We start from the raw sequence: 14653 nt of genomic DNA on the forward strand, positions 1-14653 counted from the left end.
ATTGTGGCTATTAGAGGGTAAATGAAAAAATATGCTACAAAGTGGCCATTTCACCGCCACTTTGTATTGAAGGAGAGTACGTTACGCGCGATCGACGGTAAATGCGATAACCTCGGCCAGGCTCTCTGCGCCCAATGCCAGCATCACAAGACGGTCAACGCCCAGCGCCACGCCAGAGCAATCCGGCATACCCACTTTTAACGCTTCAAGCAGGTTAGTGTCGATAGGCTGCTGCGGCAAGCCACGCGCGGCACGTTTGCGGTTATCCTGTTCAAACCGCTGCTGCTGTTCGCGCGCGTCGGTCAATTCATGGAAACCATTCGCCAGCTCAATACCTTTGTAGTAAACCTCGAAACGTTCAGCCACGCGGTGATCTTCGGTACTGATTTGCGCCAGTGATGCCTGGCTGGCCGGGAAATGATACACAAACGTCGGTTTGTCTTTGCCAATATGCGGCTCAACGCCCATCGTAAACAGCAACTGCAGTAAGGTGTCCCGGTCTTCTTCGGTATCGGCGATATTACTGAGATCCAATTTCGCCGCCACTTCCCGCAGTTGGGTTTTATCTGCAGACAGCGGGTCTATCTCCAGATGGCGCTGGAAGGCTTGCTGGTAAGAGAGACTTTCCGCAGGTGAGCAGTCCAGCACCTGCTGGAGCAAATCATCCACTTCATTCATCAGGCGATACATATCGTAGTGCGGACGATACCACTCGAGCATGGTGAATTCAGGGTTATGATGACGCCCCATCTCTTCATTACGGAAGCTGCGGCACAGTTGATACACCGGGCCGCATCCTGCCACCAGCAGGCGCTTCATATGGTATTCCGGGCTGGTCATTAAATAGAGATTCATTCCCTGGGCGTGTCCAGGGCCGACGAAACGCGTTTCGAACGGGAACAGATGGATATCCGTTACCGTTGCCTGACTCATACAAGGGGTCTCAACCTCAAGCACGCCACGATCGGCAAAAAAGCGGCGAATCTCCGCTATAATTGCTGCACGTTTTAACAGATTGGGGATGGACGCGCTCGGCTGCCAGGTTGCCGTTTCGCTCATGGTTGTTTCTCCGATTTAAGACAAGGGCACGAAGTCTACTCGTATCGCGTTAACGAGACAAATTTCGCGCGCCAATAATCCACACTGGCAATTGGATAAAAAAAGCGACATGGGGTGGTTTAGTAATTAAATTAATCAAATTCAATGATAATTCCCCCCTTTGACACGCTAAAAAAATCGAACACGTCAAATTTCCCGCACATCCCTGAGACTATACTATTGTACCTATAAAGGAGCAGTGGAAACGCGTTCATAACCTGTTTGAAGCCGATGAAGCATCTGATTTCCGGCAGGAATGAAATAACAACAATCTGGAGGAATGTCGTGCAAACCTTTCAAGCCGATCTTGCCATTATAGGCGCCGGTGGCGCGGGATTACGTGCTGCAATTGCTGCCGCACAAGCAAATCCCAACGCTAAAATCGCACTGATCTCAAAAGTGTACCCAATGCGCAGCCATACCGTTGCTGCCGAAGGCGGCTCTGCTGCTGTCGCGCAGGATCATGACAGCTTTGACTACCATTTTCACGATACGGTAGCAGGCGGAGACTGGCTGTGTGAGCAGGATGTCGTGGATTACTTTGTCCACCACTGCCCAACTGAAATGACGCAACTGGAACAATGGGGCTGCCCATGGAGCCGCCGTGAAGACGGTAGCGTCAACGTACGTCGCTTCGGCGGTATGAAAATCGAGCGTACCTGGTTTGCCGCGGATAAAACCGGCTTCCACATGTTGCATACGCTGTTCCAAACATCTTTGCAGTTCCCGCAGATTCAGCGCTTTGACGAACACTTCGTTCTGGATATCCTGGTTGATGATGGCCATGCTCGCGGCCTGGTTGCCATGAACATGATGGAAGGCACGCTGATGCAGATCCGTGCTAATGCTGTTGTGATGGCAACGGGCGGCGCAGGTCGTGTTTACCGTTACAACACCAACGGCGGCATCGTAACTGGCGACGGTATGGGCATGGCGCTGAGCCACGGCGTTCCGCTGCGTGATATGGAATTCGTTCAGTATCACCCGACGGGTCTGCCAGGCTCTGGTATCCTGATGACTGAAGGCTGCCGTGGCGAAGGCGGTATCCTGGTCAACAAAAACGGCTACCGTTATCTGCAAGACTACGGCATGGGTCCGGAAACCCCGCTGGGCGAGCCGAAAAACAAATACATGGAACTCGGTCCGCGCGACAAAGTTTCTCAGGCTTTCTGGCACGAATGGCGTAAAGGCAACACCATTTCCACCCCGCGTGGCGATGTGGTTCACCTCGACCTGCGTCACCTCGGCGAGAAAAAACTGCTCGAACGTTTACCGTTCATCTGCGAACTGGCGAAAGCCTACGTGGGTGTCGATCCGGTTAAAGAGCCGATCCCGGTACGTCCTACCGCGCACTACACCATGGGCGGTATCGAAACCGATCAGCACTGTGAAACCCGCATTAAAGGTCTGTTCGCTGTGGGCGAATGTTCCTCTGTTGGTCTGCATGGCGCTAACCGTCTGGGTTCTAACTCCCTGGCGGAACTCGTGGTCTTCGGTCGTATGGCCGGTGAACAGGCTGCAGAACGTGCTGCAACGGCTGGCGCTGCAAACAGTGCCGCGCTCGATGCGCAGGTTGCTGGCGTTGAAAAACGTCTGAAAGATCTGGTTAACCAGGAAGGTAACGAAAACTGGTCTAAGATCCGTGACGAAATGGGCCTGTCCATGGAAGAAGGTTGCGGTATCTACCGTACACCGGAACTCATGCAGAAAACCGTTGATAAACTGGCAGAGCTGCAGGAACGCTTCAAGCGCGTCCGTATCACTGATACCTCCAGCGTCTTCAACACCGACCTGCTGTACACCATCGAACTGGGTCACGGTCTGAACGTTGCTGAATGTATGGCGCACTCTGCTCTGGCGCGTAAAGAATCCCGCGGCGCGCATCAGCGTCTGGATGAAGGCTGCACCGAGCGTGACGATGTGAACTTCCTCAAACACACCCTCGCCTTCCGCGATGCTGACGGCACGACTCGCCTGGAATACAGCGACGTGAAAATCACCACTCTGCCACCGGCTAAACGTGTTTACGGTGGCGAAGCGGAAGCAGCCGATAAGAAGGAGAAGGCGAATGGCTGAGATGAAAAACCTGAAAGTTGAGGTGGTGCGCTATAACCCGGAAACCGATACCGCGCCGCACAGTGCTTTCTACGAAGTTCCTTATGATGAAACCACGTCACTGCTGGATGCGCTGGGCTACATCAAGGATAACCTGGCACCGGACCTAAGCTACCGCTGGTCCTGCCGTATGGCGATCTGCGGCTCCTGCGGCATGATGGTCAACAATGTACCTAAACTGGCGTGCAAAACCTTCCTGCGTGATTACACCAACGGCATGAAGGTTGAAGCGCTGGGCAACTTCCCGATTGAGCGCGATCTGGTCGTTGACATGACGCACTTTATCGAAAGCCTGGAAGCGATCAAACCGTACATCATCGGTAACCCGCGTACACCGGATCAGGGTCCAAACACCCAGACTCCGGCGCAGATGGCGAAGTATCATCAGTTCTCCGGTTGCATCAACTGTGGTCTGTGCTACGCCGCGTGCCCGCAGTTCGGCCTGAACCCAGAGTTCATTGGACCGGCTGCGATTACGCTGGCGCATCGTTACAACGAAGATAGCCGCGACCACGGTAAGAAGGAGCGTATGGCTCAGTTGAACAGCCCGAACGGCGTCTGGTCCTGTACTTTTGTGGGCTACTGCTCCGAAGTCTGCCCGAAACACGTCGATCCGGCTGCGGCCATTCAGCAGGGTAAAGTTGAAAGTTCAAAAGACTTTCTTATCGCTACCCTGAAACCACGCTAAGGAGTGCACGATGACGACTAAACGCAAACCCTATGTGCGACCAATGACGTCCACCTGGTGGAAAAAGCTGCCATTTTATCGTTTTTACATGCTGCGCGAAGGCACGGCGGTTCCGGCAGTCTGGTTCAGCATTGAACTGATTATCGGCCTGTTTGCACTCAAGCATGGTGCAGAGTCCTGGATGGGCTTTGTCGCCTTTTTGCAAAACCCGGTGGTGGTGATCCTGAATATTATCGCCCTGGCAGCAGCGCTGCTGCATACCAAAACCTGGTTTGAGCTGGCGCCAAAAGCTGCCAACATCATCGTAAAAGACGAAAAAATGGGGCCAGAGCCGATCATCAAAGGTCTCTGGGCAGTTACTGTGGTTGCGACAGTAGTAATACTGTTTGTTGCCCTGTTCTGGTAAGGAGTCCGGAATGATTAATCCAAATCCAAAACGCTCTGACGAACCCGTATTCTGGGGCCTGTTTGGTGCAGGCGGTATGTGGAGCGCAATCATTGCGCCGGTGATGATCCTGCTGGTCGGCATTATGCTGCCGCTGGGCTTTGTTCCTGATGCTTTCAGCTATGAACGCGTACTGGCATTCGCTCAGAGCTTCATCGGACGTGCGTTTCTGTTCCTGATGATCGTTCTGCCGCTGTGGTGTGGTTTACACCGTATGCACCACGCGATGCATGACCTGAAAATCCACGTGCCTGCGGGCAAATGGGTATTCTACGGACTGGCAGCTATCCTGACCGTTGTAACGGCTATTGGGATCCTGACCATCTAATCGCATGCGTTAATTATCAGGCCCGCCAATGGCGGGCCTTTTTATTAGTGCAGCATCCCGGTCAACCAGCGGGAAAACTCACGCATCGCAGGCGTCTCCGGACGAGATTGTAAACGCGTTATCCAGTAACTCCCCAGATCAATCTGCGTTAGAAAAGGCTGCACGATACGTTCACTACTGAGCAAATGCGTGAACATTCTTACCGGTGCAATTGCCACACCAATCCCCGCCTGCGCGGCTTCCAGCATTGAGACGGACGAGTCAAACACCACCACGTTGTGCGTCGGTGACGGAGGCGCTTCTCCGGCGGCCTGCATCCAAAGCGTCCATTCATCACGCCGATACGATCGTAATAACGGAAATTTCAGGATGTCCACAGGTGCTTTAATCTGCGAGGCCAATGTCGGTGAACACAGCGGAGACATCAGCGCGCTACACAAATATTGCGCATCGGTATCGTGCCAGGCTCCTCCTCCGTAGCGAATAGTATAATCCAGCCCTTCGGCGGCGGGATCCACACGGTTATTGTGGGTGGAAATATGCAAATCAATATGCGGACAGTGGCGCTTAAAGTCGCTCAACAGAGGGAAAAGACAACCGACCGCAAAGGTCCCCACCACGCCAATTTTTAGTTTTTCCTGAGTCTGTTTAGTGGCAAAACGATCCAGCATCCCCGCCATACGATCGAAAGAGTCATTAAGTACAGGTAACAGACTTTCCCCTTCAGTCGTCAACATTAACCCTCGAGAACCACGCACAAAAAGCTGACAATTCAGCTGTTGCTCCAGCGCTTTCACATGCTGGCTTATTGCAGAATGCGTCACGTTGAGCTCAATCGCAGCGCGGGTAAAGCTGAGATGTCTGGCCGCTGCTTCAAAAGCCCGCAGCGAGTTAAGGGGGATATAGCTACGCGTCATTATCTGGCCTGTTAGAAAAACTTATATCTGCTGCTAAATTTAACCGTTTGTCAACACGGTGTAAATCAAACACACTGATTACGTCTGACGGGCCCGGACACCCTTTCGCTTTTAATTACGGAACTGAGTTCATGATGAAAAAATCGATATGCTGCGCGCTGCTGCTGACAGCTTCTTTCGCCACGTTTGCCGCCGCAAAAACAGAACAACAAATTGCCGATATCGTTAACCGCACCATCACACCGCTGATGCAGGAGCAGGCTATTCCGGGTATGGCCGTTGCGATTATCTATCAGGGGAAACCTTATTACTTTACCTGGGGTAAAGCCGATATCGCCAATAACCGTCCAGTCACTCAACAAACGCTGTTTGAACTCGGATCGGTCAGTAAAACGTTCAACGGCGTGCTGGGCGGCGATGCTATCGCCCGCGGCGAAATTAAGCTCAGCGATCCGGTCACGCAGTACTGGCCTGAACTGACTGGTAAGCAGTGGCAAGGTATCAGCCTGCTGCACTTAGCCACCTACACGGCAGGCGGCCTGCCGCTTCAGGTTCCGGACGACGTTACGGATAAAGCCGCGTTACTACGCTTTTATCAAAACTGGCAGCCGCAATGGGCCCCAGGCGCTAAACGTCTTTATGCTAACTCCAGCATTGGTCTGTTTGGCGCCCTGGCGGTGAAACCCTCGGGCATGAGCTACGAAGAGGCGATGACCAAACGCGTCCTGCACCCCTTAAAACTGGCGCATACCTGGATTACGGTTCCGCAGAGCGAACAAAAAGATTATGCCTGGGGTTATCGCGAAGGAAAACCTGTGCATGTATCCCCTGGCCAACTTGATGCTGAAGCCTACGGGGTGAAATCGAGCGTTATCGATATGACCCGTTGGGTTCAGGCCAACATGGACGCCAGCCAGGTTCAGGAGAAAACGCTCCAGCAGGGCATCGAGCTTGCGCAGTCACGTTACTGGCGTGTTGGCGATATGTACCAGGGCCTGGGTTGGGAGATGCTGAACTGGCCGGTGAAGGCCGACTCGATAATTAGCGGTAGCGACAGCAAAGTGGCACTGGCAGCGCTTCCTGCCGTTGAGGTAAACCCGCCCGCGCCTGCCATGAAAGCCTCATGGGTGCATAAAACGGGCTCCACTGGCGGATTCGGCAGCTATGTTGCTTTCGTTCCAGAAAAAAACCTTGGCATCGTGATGCTGGCAAACAAGAGCTACCCAAACCCTGTTCGCGTCGAGGCCGCCTGGCGCATTCTTGAAAAACTGCAGTAACGGACAAGGAGGCCCTGGATATTGGGCTTCCTTTCTTTCTCTTTTTTTCCTGCTGTCATCTACACTTAACAAAAATCCAGCAAGGAAAATCCCATGCGCATTCTGCCCGTCGTTGCTGCAGTTACGGCTGCATTTCTGGTTGTCGCTTGCAGCACCCCAACACCACCGAAAGGTGTTACCGTAGTAAATAACTTTGATGCCACACGCTATCTGGGCACCTGGTATGAAATTGCGCGTTTCGACCATCGATTCGAGCGCGGACTAGAAAAAGTGACTGCTACCTACAGCCTGCGCGACGACGGCGGTATCAATGTTATTAACAAGGGCTATAACCCGGACAGAGGAATGTGGCAGAAAACGGAGGGGAAAGCCTACTTCACTGGCGACCCAAACCGCGCTGCGCTCAAGGTCTCGTTTTTTGGCCCCTTTTATGGCGGGTATAACGTGATTGCCCTCGACAGGGAATATCGTCACGCGCTGGTTTGCGGGCCGGATCGCGACTACCTGTGGATCCTTTCACGGACCCCTACTATTTCAGATGAAATGAAACAGCAAATGCTGGCCATCGCGACCCGGGAAGGGTTTGAGGTGAATAAGCTGATTTGGGTAAAACAGCCTGGCGCTTAGTGGGTGCTCAGCTTGAGGCCAATAATACCTGCAACAATCAGCCCGAGGCTCAGTAACCGCGCCGGGCTGGCAGATTCACCCAGCAGCAGAATCCCTGTAATGGCCGCCCCGACTGCGCCGATACCGGTCCATACGGCATAGGCGGTTCCTACAGGCAACGTACGCATTGCCCAGGAGAGCATGGCGATACTGACGATCATTGCCACAATAGTGATAATGCTTGGCGTCAAACGCGTAAAACCGTGGGTATATTTCAGGCCAATCGCCCAGACAACTTCGAGCAGACCTGCAATTAATAAAACGATCCAGGACATATCAGGCTCCAGAACAATGGGGCCGTCCCCGGTGAAAGAAGCGTTTGCAGGTCGTCCTGCAAAGCTGATGTGTGAAATGGCATTTTTGCCCGAGAGAAAATGAATTTCAACCTTTTTATTCGCTGCCCGCTAAAAGCAAGAATTAAGCATAATTAGCGGCGTAGTTCCCGCATTTGGCACTCATCGGAGTTCTCTATGATGAAGGGCTTTCTGAATCCGGAAAGTCGATTGCCTCTCTTCTGAATGCGAAAAGGTTATGCTTAAAATTTTAGTGATTGACCGGTGCCACTTTACCCGCACAGGGATTGAGGCCTTGCTTAATCATTCTGGCAGGTTCAGCTCCTCATTTCTTGTGTCAGGGATCAATAATCTCCTGTTAGCAAAAGAGCATATTTTGCAGTGGAAGCCGCATCTGGTGATCGCGGATTTATACAGTTTTATTAGCGAGACGCATACCAGTCCGCCAATTAAACCCTTTTTCATGAGCTGCGGCGTCATCCCGCTGATTTTACTGCAATCAGTTGAAAGACAGCACACCTCAATGGCTTCCTCTCAATCCGTCGCCCATTCGGTCTTAACCAAGCACACCACGTTGAACGCGCTCTCACACACGATTCAGGAGGCGCTACAGCTTCGCCCCACATTAGAAATAGCCGAAAACGCGACTCCGCTGCTTACGCCGCAGGAGGAGAAAGTATTGTCGATGTGGATGGATGGAGTGAGTAACAATGCGATAGCCGCCGCACTCAGCATTCATGGCAAGACGGTCTACACCTATAAACGGAATATCCGCATGAAACTGCACATGGGGAACCGCTTCTCGCCGTTTCTCTCACTCCCCGGGAAGGGGAATTAACGGTACGACGTGACGTCGTACCGTTCATGATTATTGTTGAGCTTTTGTCGCTGCACCAGAGATTGCGCTACCGCCCTCAGAGATATCCTGCCCAACACCTTTCGTGGTATTGCACGCAGTCAATACTGAAGAAAGAACCAACACAGAAAAGATCGCTGCAATTGTCTTTTTAACCATAACGTCTTCCTTTTCTAGCCAATATTGTTTGTGTATAGCTCATTAATAATAGACAAGATCCGGAAGTGTGATGGATAAACAACCGTTTTTAAGACTATGAGAGAGTGTTAGCTGGCGGCGTGAGAGATTGAATTGCCAAGATGTTTGATGTCTTCACCGAAGCCGCGCGCGGTATTACAACCCGCCAGGAGAGTGCTGGTGAAAAGGATGAGCATTACAAGACTGAGAAGACGTTTCATCATTCCTGCCCTGGAAAAAGTATGGCGCAGCAACCTGCGCCATAAGATCAAATAGATATCTTATTTTACGCGAGAAACGTATTCGCCGGAGCGAGTATCCACTTTGATCACTTCACCGATCTGTACGAACAGCGGAACTTTAACGACTGCGCCAGTAGACAGAGTAGCCGGTTTGCCGCCAGTACCAGCGGTATCGCCTTTCAGACCTGGGTCAGTTTCAACGACTTCCAGCTCAACGAAGTTTGGCGGAGTCACGGAGATCGGCTGACCGTTCCACAGGGTCACAATGCATTCAGCCTGGTCCAGCAGCCATTTAGCGTTATCGCCTACCGCTTTCTCGTCTGCAGCCAGCTGTTCGAAAGTGGTGTTATTCATAAAGTGCCAGAACTCACCGTCGCTATACAGGAAGGTCAGGTTCATGTCGGCTACGTCTGCGCCTTCAGCGGAGTCGGTAGACTTGAAGGTTTTCTCTACGCGAGTACCGGTCAGCAGGCGACGCAGCTTAACGCGCGCAAATGCCTGGCCTTTACCTGGTTTAACGAATTCGCTGGCTTCAACCGCATAAGGTTCGCCGTCCAACATGATTTTAAGACCAGCACGAAAATCGTTGCTATAGTACGTTGCCATAAGGCCCTCTGAAAATTGTTAACTGGTAGCTAAGCCACAAAATGGCGCATATTGTAACCCTAAATACCCCATCCAGAGAAGATTGGTTATCGCAACTTGCCGATGTTGTGACCGATCCTGATGAACTTCTGCATCTTTTGAATATAGACGCAGATGAAAAACTGTTGGCCGGACGCGACGCGAGACGACTTTTCGCCCTGCGCGTACCGCGCGCCTTTATTGCTCGTATGGAAAAAGGCAATCCGGACGATCCGCTTTTGCGTCAGGTACTTACTTCCCAGGAAGAGTTTGTTGCTGCACCTGGCTACTCGACCGATCCGCTGGAAGAACAGCACAGCGTGGTCCCCGGTTTGCTGCATAAATATCGCAATCGGGCGCTGTTGTTGGTTAAAGGCGGTTGCGCGGTAAATTGTCGCTATTGCTTCCGCCGACACTTCCCGTATGCCGAAAACCAGGGCAATAAGCGCAACTGGCAGGTCGCCCTGGACTACATTAGCGCGCATCCTGAGCTGGATGAGATTATCTTCTCCGGTGGTGATCCGCTAATGGCCAAGGACCATGAACTGGACTGGTTACTCACGCAACTGGAAGCCATCCCGCACATTAAGCGTCTGCGCATTCACAGCCGTTTGCCGATTGTGATCCCCGCGCGCATTACTGAAGGACTGGTCCAGCGCTTTGCGCGCTCCTCCCTGCAGGTTCTGCTGGTCAACCACATTAACCACGCCAATGAGGTCGATGAGGCGTTTCACCAGGCGATGGTCCGACTGCGTACCGCTGGCGTCACGCTACTCAACCAAAGCGTTTTGCTGCGTGGCGTGAACGATAACGCACAAACGCTGGCGAACCTGAGCAACGCCCTGTTTGATGCGGGGGTGATGCCCTATTACCTGCACGTACTGGACAAAGTGCAAGGTGCCGCCCACTTTATGGTCAGCGACGATGAGGCACGTCACATTATGCGTGAACTGCTGACGTTGGTTTCCGGCTATATGGTCCCCAAACTGGCGCGTGAAATTGGCGGAGAGCCAAGTAAAACGCCGTTGGATCTGCAACTACGCCAACAATAACCATTATTGAGTGTCCGATTCCGGACACTCACCACGATTACTTATTATTTAAATCCTCACAAGTGGAGCCACGCTTTTAATCTGTGCTATTTTAATTAGCGCTATAAATCATTAATTCATAATTAGTATCATTAGAACCAAACTCATAATATTAATAAATATATGGTTAGGGAGAACCTTTTATGGTTATAAGTATTAAGGGCATTAATACCGGTGTTATTCGTCAAAATAATGAATTTATTGCTTTAGCATTAAAGATAAAAGAACCAAGGAATAAAACGTCGTTATTTTTTCTTTCTCCGCTTGGGCTAAGAGATCTGCTTATCGCCCTGGAAAGCAGGCTATCCGTCAAACATCAGCTTAGCGAAGAAGAGCATGCGCAATATGAGAAGGAATGCGATAAAGTCAGCCAAAAGATGCACGGAAATATTCCTTTGATTCAGGAAGATGAGCTAAAAAATGCCGACATTAATCGTCGCATAAATTCGCTGATGTTAGTGGATGACAAAGGCGAAAACTTAACATTTTCTCTGACACTGCATGATGGACAAACGTGTGAATTACTGGTTAATGAACTACAGATTCGGGTGCTGATCCATGCTGTTATTCATGCAATAAATAATGCTGGCATGCGGGAATTAGCGCTACGAATTACATCGCTGCTGGATTTCCTGCCGCTGTACGATGTTGATTGCCGGGCAAACGACAATCTGGAATACGACTCTTATACGCACCCCGAATGGAAACAAAGCCTGTTTAATCATTATCTGGCGATTATTTACCGCTATACAGATGATCAAGGAAAAGCCCAGTTCTGTGGTTCGGTAGTAAAAACTCGCGCCCCTTCCGGCAGCAAAGAGGCCGAAGCCATTACTCGCCGTCTTCTCGATTTCAGCCCACGGCTGAAAAAGCTTGCTGGTGTACCGTGCCAGGTGTTTGTCAGAACGTTGACGGGTGATAAGGCGCAAAAGCTCAATCAGGATCAGTGCCTGCGCGCGCTGCATCATTTACGCGCTCAGTCTGCGCATAACGCTCAAAATGCCTGATGTTTCTGCGCTTATCAGGCCGACGAATTTGTATCGTAGGCCTGATAAGACATTTAGCGTCGCCATCAGGCATCAACAGCATTTATCAATTTGGGCACTTATAAACCTGTCCGGTCATTTCACTGGCAGTAGGAACAAAGCTGGACAGCATTCCCTGTGATGGGCTGCTGACGCCATAAATCACGTTACCACCCATTGCCGCGGCCTGGTTACGCAGATCGTTTGCTGCGCCACGCATAGAGCCACCCTCTTCGCCGTGCTGGCCAGAAAGCCAGTTGCTTTGCGTACCGGTTGCAGTGCCAATCAGTTGACACTCTGCGCCAGGCTTCTCTTCGACGAAGCGTACGCTTTGCCCGGCTGAACTCAGTTCGTTGCTGGAGCTACAACCCGCCATCAGTAGCGCGGCACCAACGATCCCTGCTAAATATTTCACGTGCATGTCATTCCCCATAATCAATGAGCTGGACGTTATGTCCGTAGCTGAATCATATACTAAAAAGATGACCAAAAGAAAAACCCCCGGACATTTCTGCCCGAGGGTTTCTCATTTTTCGCGAGATACGTATTTAATCAAATAATTCAAGTTGCAGGCAGGCGGCAAGTTCATGAATCCCCAGATGCTTACATGAGTAAGTGACTGGGGTGAACGAACGCAGCCAATGAACCTGCGGCTTGAAGTATGAAGATTAAATTACATCATGCCGCCCATTCCACCCATGCCGCCCATACCACCAGCAGCACCTAAGTCAGGCGCATCGCCTTTCGGCAGGTCAGTAACCATGCACTCGGTGGTGATCATCAGACCCGCAACAGAAGCAGCGTACTGCAGAGCTGAACGCGTTACTTTGGTTGGATCCAGGATACCCATGTCGATCATGTTACCGTATTCTTCAGTTGCAGCGTTGTAACCGTAGTTACCGTCACCCGCTTTCACGGTGTTAGCCACTACAGACGGCTCTTCGCCGCAGTTCAGTACGATTTGACGCAGCGGAGATTCCATTGCGCGCAGCGCAACTTTGATACCTACGTTCTGGTCTTCGTTCTGACCTTTCAGACCGGCAATCTTAGACGCTACGCGAATCAGCGCAACACCACCACCAGCCACCACGCCTTCTTCTACCGCAGCACGGGTCGCGTGCAGGGCATCTTCAACGCGGGCTTTCTTCTCTTTCATTTCAACTTCAGTCGCAGCACCAACTTTGATAACCGCAACGCCGCCTGCCAGTTTCGCTACGCGCTCCTGCAGTTTTTCACGGTCGTAGTCGGAAGTTGCTTCTTCGATCTGCTGACGAATCTGAGTCACGCGACCCTGGATTGCAGCTTCGTCACCCACGCCATCAATGATGGTGGTGGTATCTTTGTTGATAACAACGCGTTTCGCCTGACCCAGATCTTCCAGAGTTGCTTTTTCCAGCTCCATACCGATCTCTTCAGAGATAACGGTACCACCGGTCAGGGTAGCGATATCCTGCAGCATCGCTTTACGACGGTCGCCGAAGCCAGGCGCTTTAACCGCCGCGACTTTCACGATACCGCGCATGGTGTTAACAACCAGAGTTGCCAGCGCTTCGCCTTCAACATCTTCAGCGATGATCAGCAGTGGTTTACCGGCTTTTGCTACTGCTTCCAGCACCGGCAGCATTTCGCGGATGTTGGAGATTTTCTTGTCAGCCAGCAGGATGAACGGGCTTTCCAGTTCTACTGCGCCAGTTTCCGGCTTGTTGATGAAGTAAGGAGACAGGTAACCACGGTCGAACTGCATACCTTCAACCACGTCCAGTTCGTCCTGCAGACCGGTACCGTCTTCAACGGTGATCACGCCTTCTTTACCGACTTTGTCCATCGCTTCAGCGATCAGTTTACCTACGGTTTCGTCGGAGTTAGCGGAGATAGTACCAACCTGAGCAATAGCTTTAGAGTCAGAGCACGGTACGGACAGTGCTTTCAGTTCTTCAACGGCAGCAGCGACAGCTTTGTCGATACCACGTTTCAGATCCATCGGGTTCATGCCTGCAGCAACGGCTTTCAGACCTTCAGTGATGATGGACTGCGCCAGTACGGTTGCGGTGGTGGTACCGTCGCCTGCAGCGTCGTTCGCTTTAGAGGCAACTTCTTTCACCATCTGCGCCCCCATGTTTTCGAACTTGTCTTCCAGTTCGATTTCACGGGCTACGGAAACACCATCTTTAGTGATGGTCGGTGCACCGAAAGATTTATCCAGAACTACGTTACGGCCTTTTGGACCGAGGGTAACTTTCACTGCATCTGCCAGTACGTTTACGCCGCGCAGCATTTTCACACGAGCGTCGTTACCGAATTTTACGTCTTTAGCTGCCATTTTCTCTTTCCCTTAAATTCGTATGTTCAGTGTCGTTCGCGGATTAGGCTTCAACAATTGCCAGGATGTCACTTTCAGACATGATCAACACTTCTTCATTGTCGATCTTCTCAGATTTAACACCGTAGCCATCGTTGAAAATAACGATATCGCCGACTTTAACGTCCAGCGGCTGTACGGTACCGTTGTCCAGGATGCGGCCCTTACCGACAGCGATGATTTCGCCACGAGTTGACTTACCTGCTGCAGAACCGGTCAGTACGATGCCGCCAGCAGATTTAGATTCAACTTCTTTACGTTTGACGATCACACGATCATGTAACGGACGAATACTCATTGATAGCTCTCCTTTGAGAAAGTCTTTATCAGTTATGGGTGACGCCGGCCCGTGAACGGTTTCCCGGCTAGTGACCAGAGAAATGGGGATGGGGCTTTGTACCTTCAAGGGGGCAAGCGAAAAAAAATTTATATCAGCAGAAAATTCCGGCAAA

Annotated in this window: 18 protein-coding genes; 9 read left to right on the top strand and 9 right to left on the bottom strand. The window is 51.5% G+C overall.

The genetic code is table 11. The features are described 5' to 3' along the window. Positions 1 to 81: 81 nt before the first annotated feature. Positions 82 to 1059 carry an elongation factor P--(R)-beta-lysine ligase gene (gene epmA, locus HV302_RS22055; RefSeq protein WP_046275845.1) on the bottom strand — a complete coding sequence of 326 codons (978 nt, stop codon included), beginning with the start codon at positions 1057 to 1059 and terminating at the stop codon, positions 82 to 84. Positions 1060 to 1383: 324 nt separating this feature from the next. On the opposite strand from epmA, the gene frdA reads away from it, so the two are divergent. The 4 genes from frdA to frdD are packed head-to-tail and all read left to right on the top strand — an operon-like array spanning position 1384 to position 4674. Next, positions 1384 to 3174 (top strand): fumarate reductase (quinol) flavoprotein subunit, encoded by a 1791-nt coding sequence (gene frdA / locus HV302_RS22060; protein WP_016151402.1) that lies wholly within the window; start codon positions 1384 to 1386, stop codon positions 3172 to 3174. Further along, a complete protein-coding gene (gene frdB, locus HV302_RS22065) occupies positions 3167 to 3901 on the top strand; it encodes a fumarate reductase iron-sulfur protein (protein WP_006686291.1) in 735 nt (244 codons plus the stop codon). The genes frdA and frdB overlap by 8 nt, the downstream gene beginning before the upstream one ends. Positions 3902 to 3911: 10 nt before the next feature. Beyond that, positions 3912 to 4307, top strand: coding sequence for a fumarate reductase subunit FrdC (gene frdC, locus HV302_RS22070; RefSeq protein WP_016151401.1), 396 nt, complete (start codon positions 3912 to 3914; stop codon positions 4305 to 4307). Positions 4308 to 4317: 10 nt separating this feature from the next. Beyond that, entirely contained in the window at positions 4318 to 4674 is a 357-nt protein-coding gene (gene frdD / locus HV302_RS22075) for a fumarate reductase subunit FrdD (RefSeq protein ID WP_003025535.1), read from the top strand. A gap of 44 nt (positions 4675 to 4718) precedes the next feature. On the opposite strand, the gene ampR is transcribed toward frdD, so the two are convergent. Continuing rightward, the gene (ampR, locus tag HV302_RS22080; RefSeq protein ID WP_016155499.1) at positions 4719 to 5591 is read right to left on the bottom strand and encodes a LysR family transcriptional regulator AmpR; all 873 of its coding nucleotides are present in this window, start codon (positions 5589 to 5591) and stop codon (positions 4719 to 4721) included. A 131-nt stretch (positions 5592 to 5722) separates the two neighbouring features. On the opposite strand from ampR, the gene blaCMY reads away from it, so the two are divergent. Then, complete coding sequence (gene blaCMY, locus HV302_RS22085; protein ID WP_181626583.1) at positions 5723 to 6868, top strand: CMY-2 family class C beta-lactamase; 1146 nt, start codon at positions 5723 to 5725, stop codon at positions 6866 to 6868. Positions 6869 to 6961: 93 nt separating this feature from the next. After that, the gene (locus tag HV302_RS22090) at positions 6962 to 7495 is read left to right on the top strand and encodes a lipocalin family protein (protein ID WP_016151398.1); all 534 of its coding nucleotides are present in this window, start codon (positions 6962 to 6964) and stop codon (positions 7493 to 7495) included. Here HV302_RS22090 and sugE read toward each other — a convergent pair. After that, positions 7492 to 7809 (bottom strand): quaternary ammonium compound efflux SMR transporter SugE, encoded by a 318-nt coding sequence (gene sugE / locus HV302_RS22095; RefSeq protein WP_016151397.1) that lies wholly within the window; start codon positions 7807 to 7809, stop codon positions 7492 to 7494. The two genes, HV302_RS22090 and sugE, sit on opposite strands and share 4 nt — an antisense overlap. 256 nt (positions 7810 to 8065) lie before the next feature. Here sugE and HV302_RS22100 point away from each other — a divergent pair, with 256 nt between their 5' ends. Then, a complete protein-coding gene (locus HV302_RS22100) occupies positions 8066 to 8665 on the top strand; it encodes a helix-turn-helix transcriptional regulator (RefSeq protein ID WP_181626584.1) in 600 nt (199 codons plus the stop codon). Positions 8666 to 8695: 30 nt separating this feature from the next. On the opposite strand, the gene ecnB is transcribed toward HV302_RS22100, so the two are convergent. The 3 genes from ecnB to efp all read right to left on the bottom strand — a co-directional run bounded on the left by ecnB (position 8696) and on the right by efp (position 9708). Next, entirely contained in the window at positions 8696 to 8842 is a 147-nt protein-coding gene (gene ecnB / locus HV302_RS22105; RefSeq protein WP_016151395.1) for a lipoprotein toxin entericidin B, read from the bottom strand. Between the two features lie 107 nt (positions 8843 to 8949). Next, complete coding sequence (gene ecnA, locus HV302_RS22110; protein ID WP_016151394.1) at positions 8950 to 9084, bottom strand: lipoprotein antitoxin entericidin A; 135 nt, start codon at positions 9082 to 9084, stop codon at positions 8950 to 8952. A 57-nt stretch (positions 9085 to 9141) separates the two neighbouring features. Further along, positions 9142 to 9708 (bottom strand): elongation factor P, encoded by a 567-nt coding sequence (efp, locus tag HV302_RS22115; RefSeq protein ID WP_003025478.1) that lies wholly within the window; start codon positions 9706 to 9708, stop codon positions 9142 to 9144. A 41-nt stretch (positions 9709 to 9749) separates the two neighbouring features. Here efp and epmB point away from each other — a divergent pair, with 41 nt between their 5' ends. Both epmB and yjeJ read left to right on the top strand, forming a co-directional pair. Beyond that, positions 9750 to 10778, top strand: coding sequence for an EF-P beta-lysylation protein EpmB (gene epmB, locus HV302_RS22120; protein ID WP_047358982.1), 1029 nt, complete (start codon positions 9750 to 9752; stop codon positions 10776 to 10778). Positions 10779 to 10960: 182 nt separating this feature from the next. After that, a complete protein-coding gene (yjeJ, locus tag HV302_RS22125; RefSeq protein WP_181626585.1) occupies positions 10961 to 11824 on the top strand; it encodes a YjeJ family protein in 864 nt (287 codons plus the stop codon). 85 nt (positions 11825 to 11909) lie between these two features. Here the strand turns inward: yjeJ and HV302_RS22130 are convergent, their stop codons facing one another. The 3 genes from HV302_RS22130 to HV302_RS22140 form a co-directional block, all read right to left on the bottom strand. After that, positions 11910 to 12263, bottom strand: a complete 354-nt coding sequence (locus tag HV302_RS22130) for a DUF4156 domain-containing protein (RefSeq protein WP_016151391.1) — start codon at positions 12261 to 12263, stop codon at positions 11910 to 11912. A 252-nt stretch (positions 12264 to 12515) separates the two neighbouring features. Beyond that, positions 12516 to 14162: a chaperonin GroEL gene (gene groL, locus HV302_RS22135; RefSeq protein WP_003025464.1), complete on the bottom strand. Its 1647-nt coding sequence runs from the start codon at positions 14160 to 14162 to the stop codon at positions 12516 to 12518. Positions 14163 to 14205: 43 nt separating this feature from the next. Beyond that, positions 14206 to 14499: a co-chaperone GroES gene (locus tag HV302_RS22140; protein ID WP_000027827.1), complete on the bottom strand. Its 294-nt coding sequence runs from the start codon at positions 14497 to 14499 to the stop codon at positions 14206 to 14208. Between the last annotated feature and the right edge of the window lie 154 nt (positions 14500 to 14653).

The organism is Citrobacter sp. RHBSTW-00859 (assembly GCF_013729795.1).
Lineage (GTDB): Bacteria > Pseudomonadota > Gammaproteobacteria > Enterobacterales > Enterobacteriaceae > Citrobacter > Citrobacter braakii.

Excerpts from the sequence above, each read along its gene's own strand:
- epmA (WP_046275845.1), bottom strand. The coding sequence starts at position 1,059 with ATGAGCGAAACGGCAACCTGGCAGCCGAGCGCGTCCATCCCCAATCTG.
- frdB (WP_006686291.1), top strand. The coding sequence starts at position 3,167 with ATGGCTGAGATGAAAAACCTGAAAGTTGAGGTGGTGCGCTATAACCCG.
- frdC (WP_016151401.1), top strand. The coding sequence starts at position 3,912 with ATGACGACTAAACGCAAACCCTATGTGCGACCAATGACGTCCACCTGG.
- frdD (WP_003025535.1), top strand. The coding sequence starts at position 4,318 with ATGATTAATCCAAATCCAAAACGCTCTGACGAACCCGTATTCTGGGGC.
- ampR (WP_016155499.1), bottom strand. The coding sequence starts at position 5,591 with ATGACGCGTAGCTATATCCCCCTTAACTCGCTGCGGGCTTTTGAAGCA.
- blaCMY (WP_181626583.1), top strand. The coding sequence starts at position 5,723 with ATGATGAAAAAATCGATATGCTGCGCGCTGCTGCTGACAGCTTCTTTC.
- HV302_RS22090 (WP_016151398.1), top strand. The coding sequence starts at position 6,962 with ATGCGCATTCTGCCCGTCGTTGCTGCAGTTACGGCTGCATTTCTGGTT.
- sugE (WP_016151397.1), bottom strand. The coding sequence starts at position 7,809 with ATGTCCTGGATCGTTTTATTAATTGCAGGTCTGCTCGAAGTTGTCTGG.
- HV302_RS22100 (WP_181626584.1), top strand. The coding sequence starts at position 8,066 with ATGCTTAAAATTTTAGTGATTGACCGGTGCCACTTTACCCGCACAGGG.
- ecnB (WP_016151395.1), bottom strand. The coding sequence starts at position 8,842 with ATGGTTAAAAAGACAATTGCAGCGATCTTTTCTGTGTTGGTTCTTTCT.
- ecnA (WP_016151394.1), bottom strand. The coding sequence starts at position 9,084 with ATGATGAAACGTCTTCTCAGTCTTGTAATGCTCATCCTTTTCACCAGC.
- efp (WP_003025478.1), bottom strand. The coding sequence starts at position 9,708 with ATGGCAACGTACTATAGCAACGATTTTCGTGCTGGTCTTAAAATCATG.
- epmB (WP_047358982.1), top strand. The coding sequence starts at position 9,750 with ATGGCGCATATTGTAACCCTAAATACCCCATCCAGAGAAGATTGGTTA.
- yjeJ (WP_181626585.1), top strand. The coding sequence starts at position 10,961 with ATGGTTATAAGTATTAAGGGCATTAATACCGGTGTTATTCGTCAAAAT.
- HV302_RS22130 (WP_016151391.1), bottom strand. The coding sequence starts at position 12,263 with ATGCACGTGAAATATTTAGCAGGGATCGTTGGTGCCGCGCTACTGATG.
- groL (WP_003025464.1), bottom strand. The coding sequence starts at position 14,162 with ATGGCAGCTAAAGACGTAAAATTCGGTAACGACGCTCGTGTGAAAATG.
- HV302_RS22140 (WP_000027827.1), bottom strand. The coding sequence starts at position 14,499 with ATGAGTATTCGTCCGTTACATGATCGTGTGATCGTCAAACGTAAAGAA.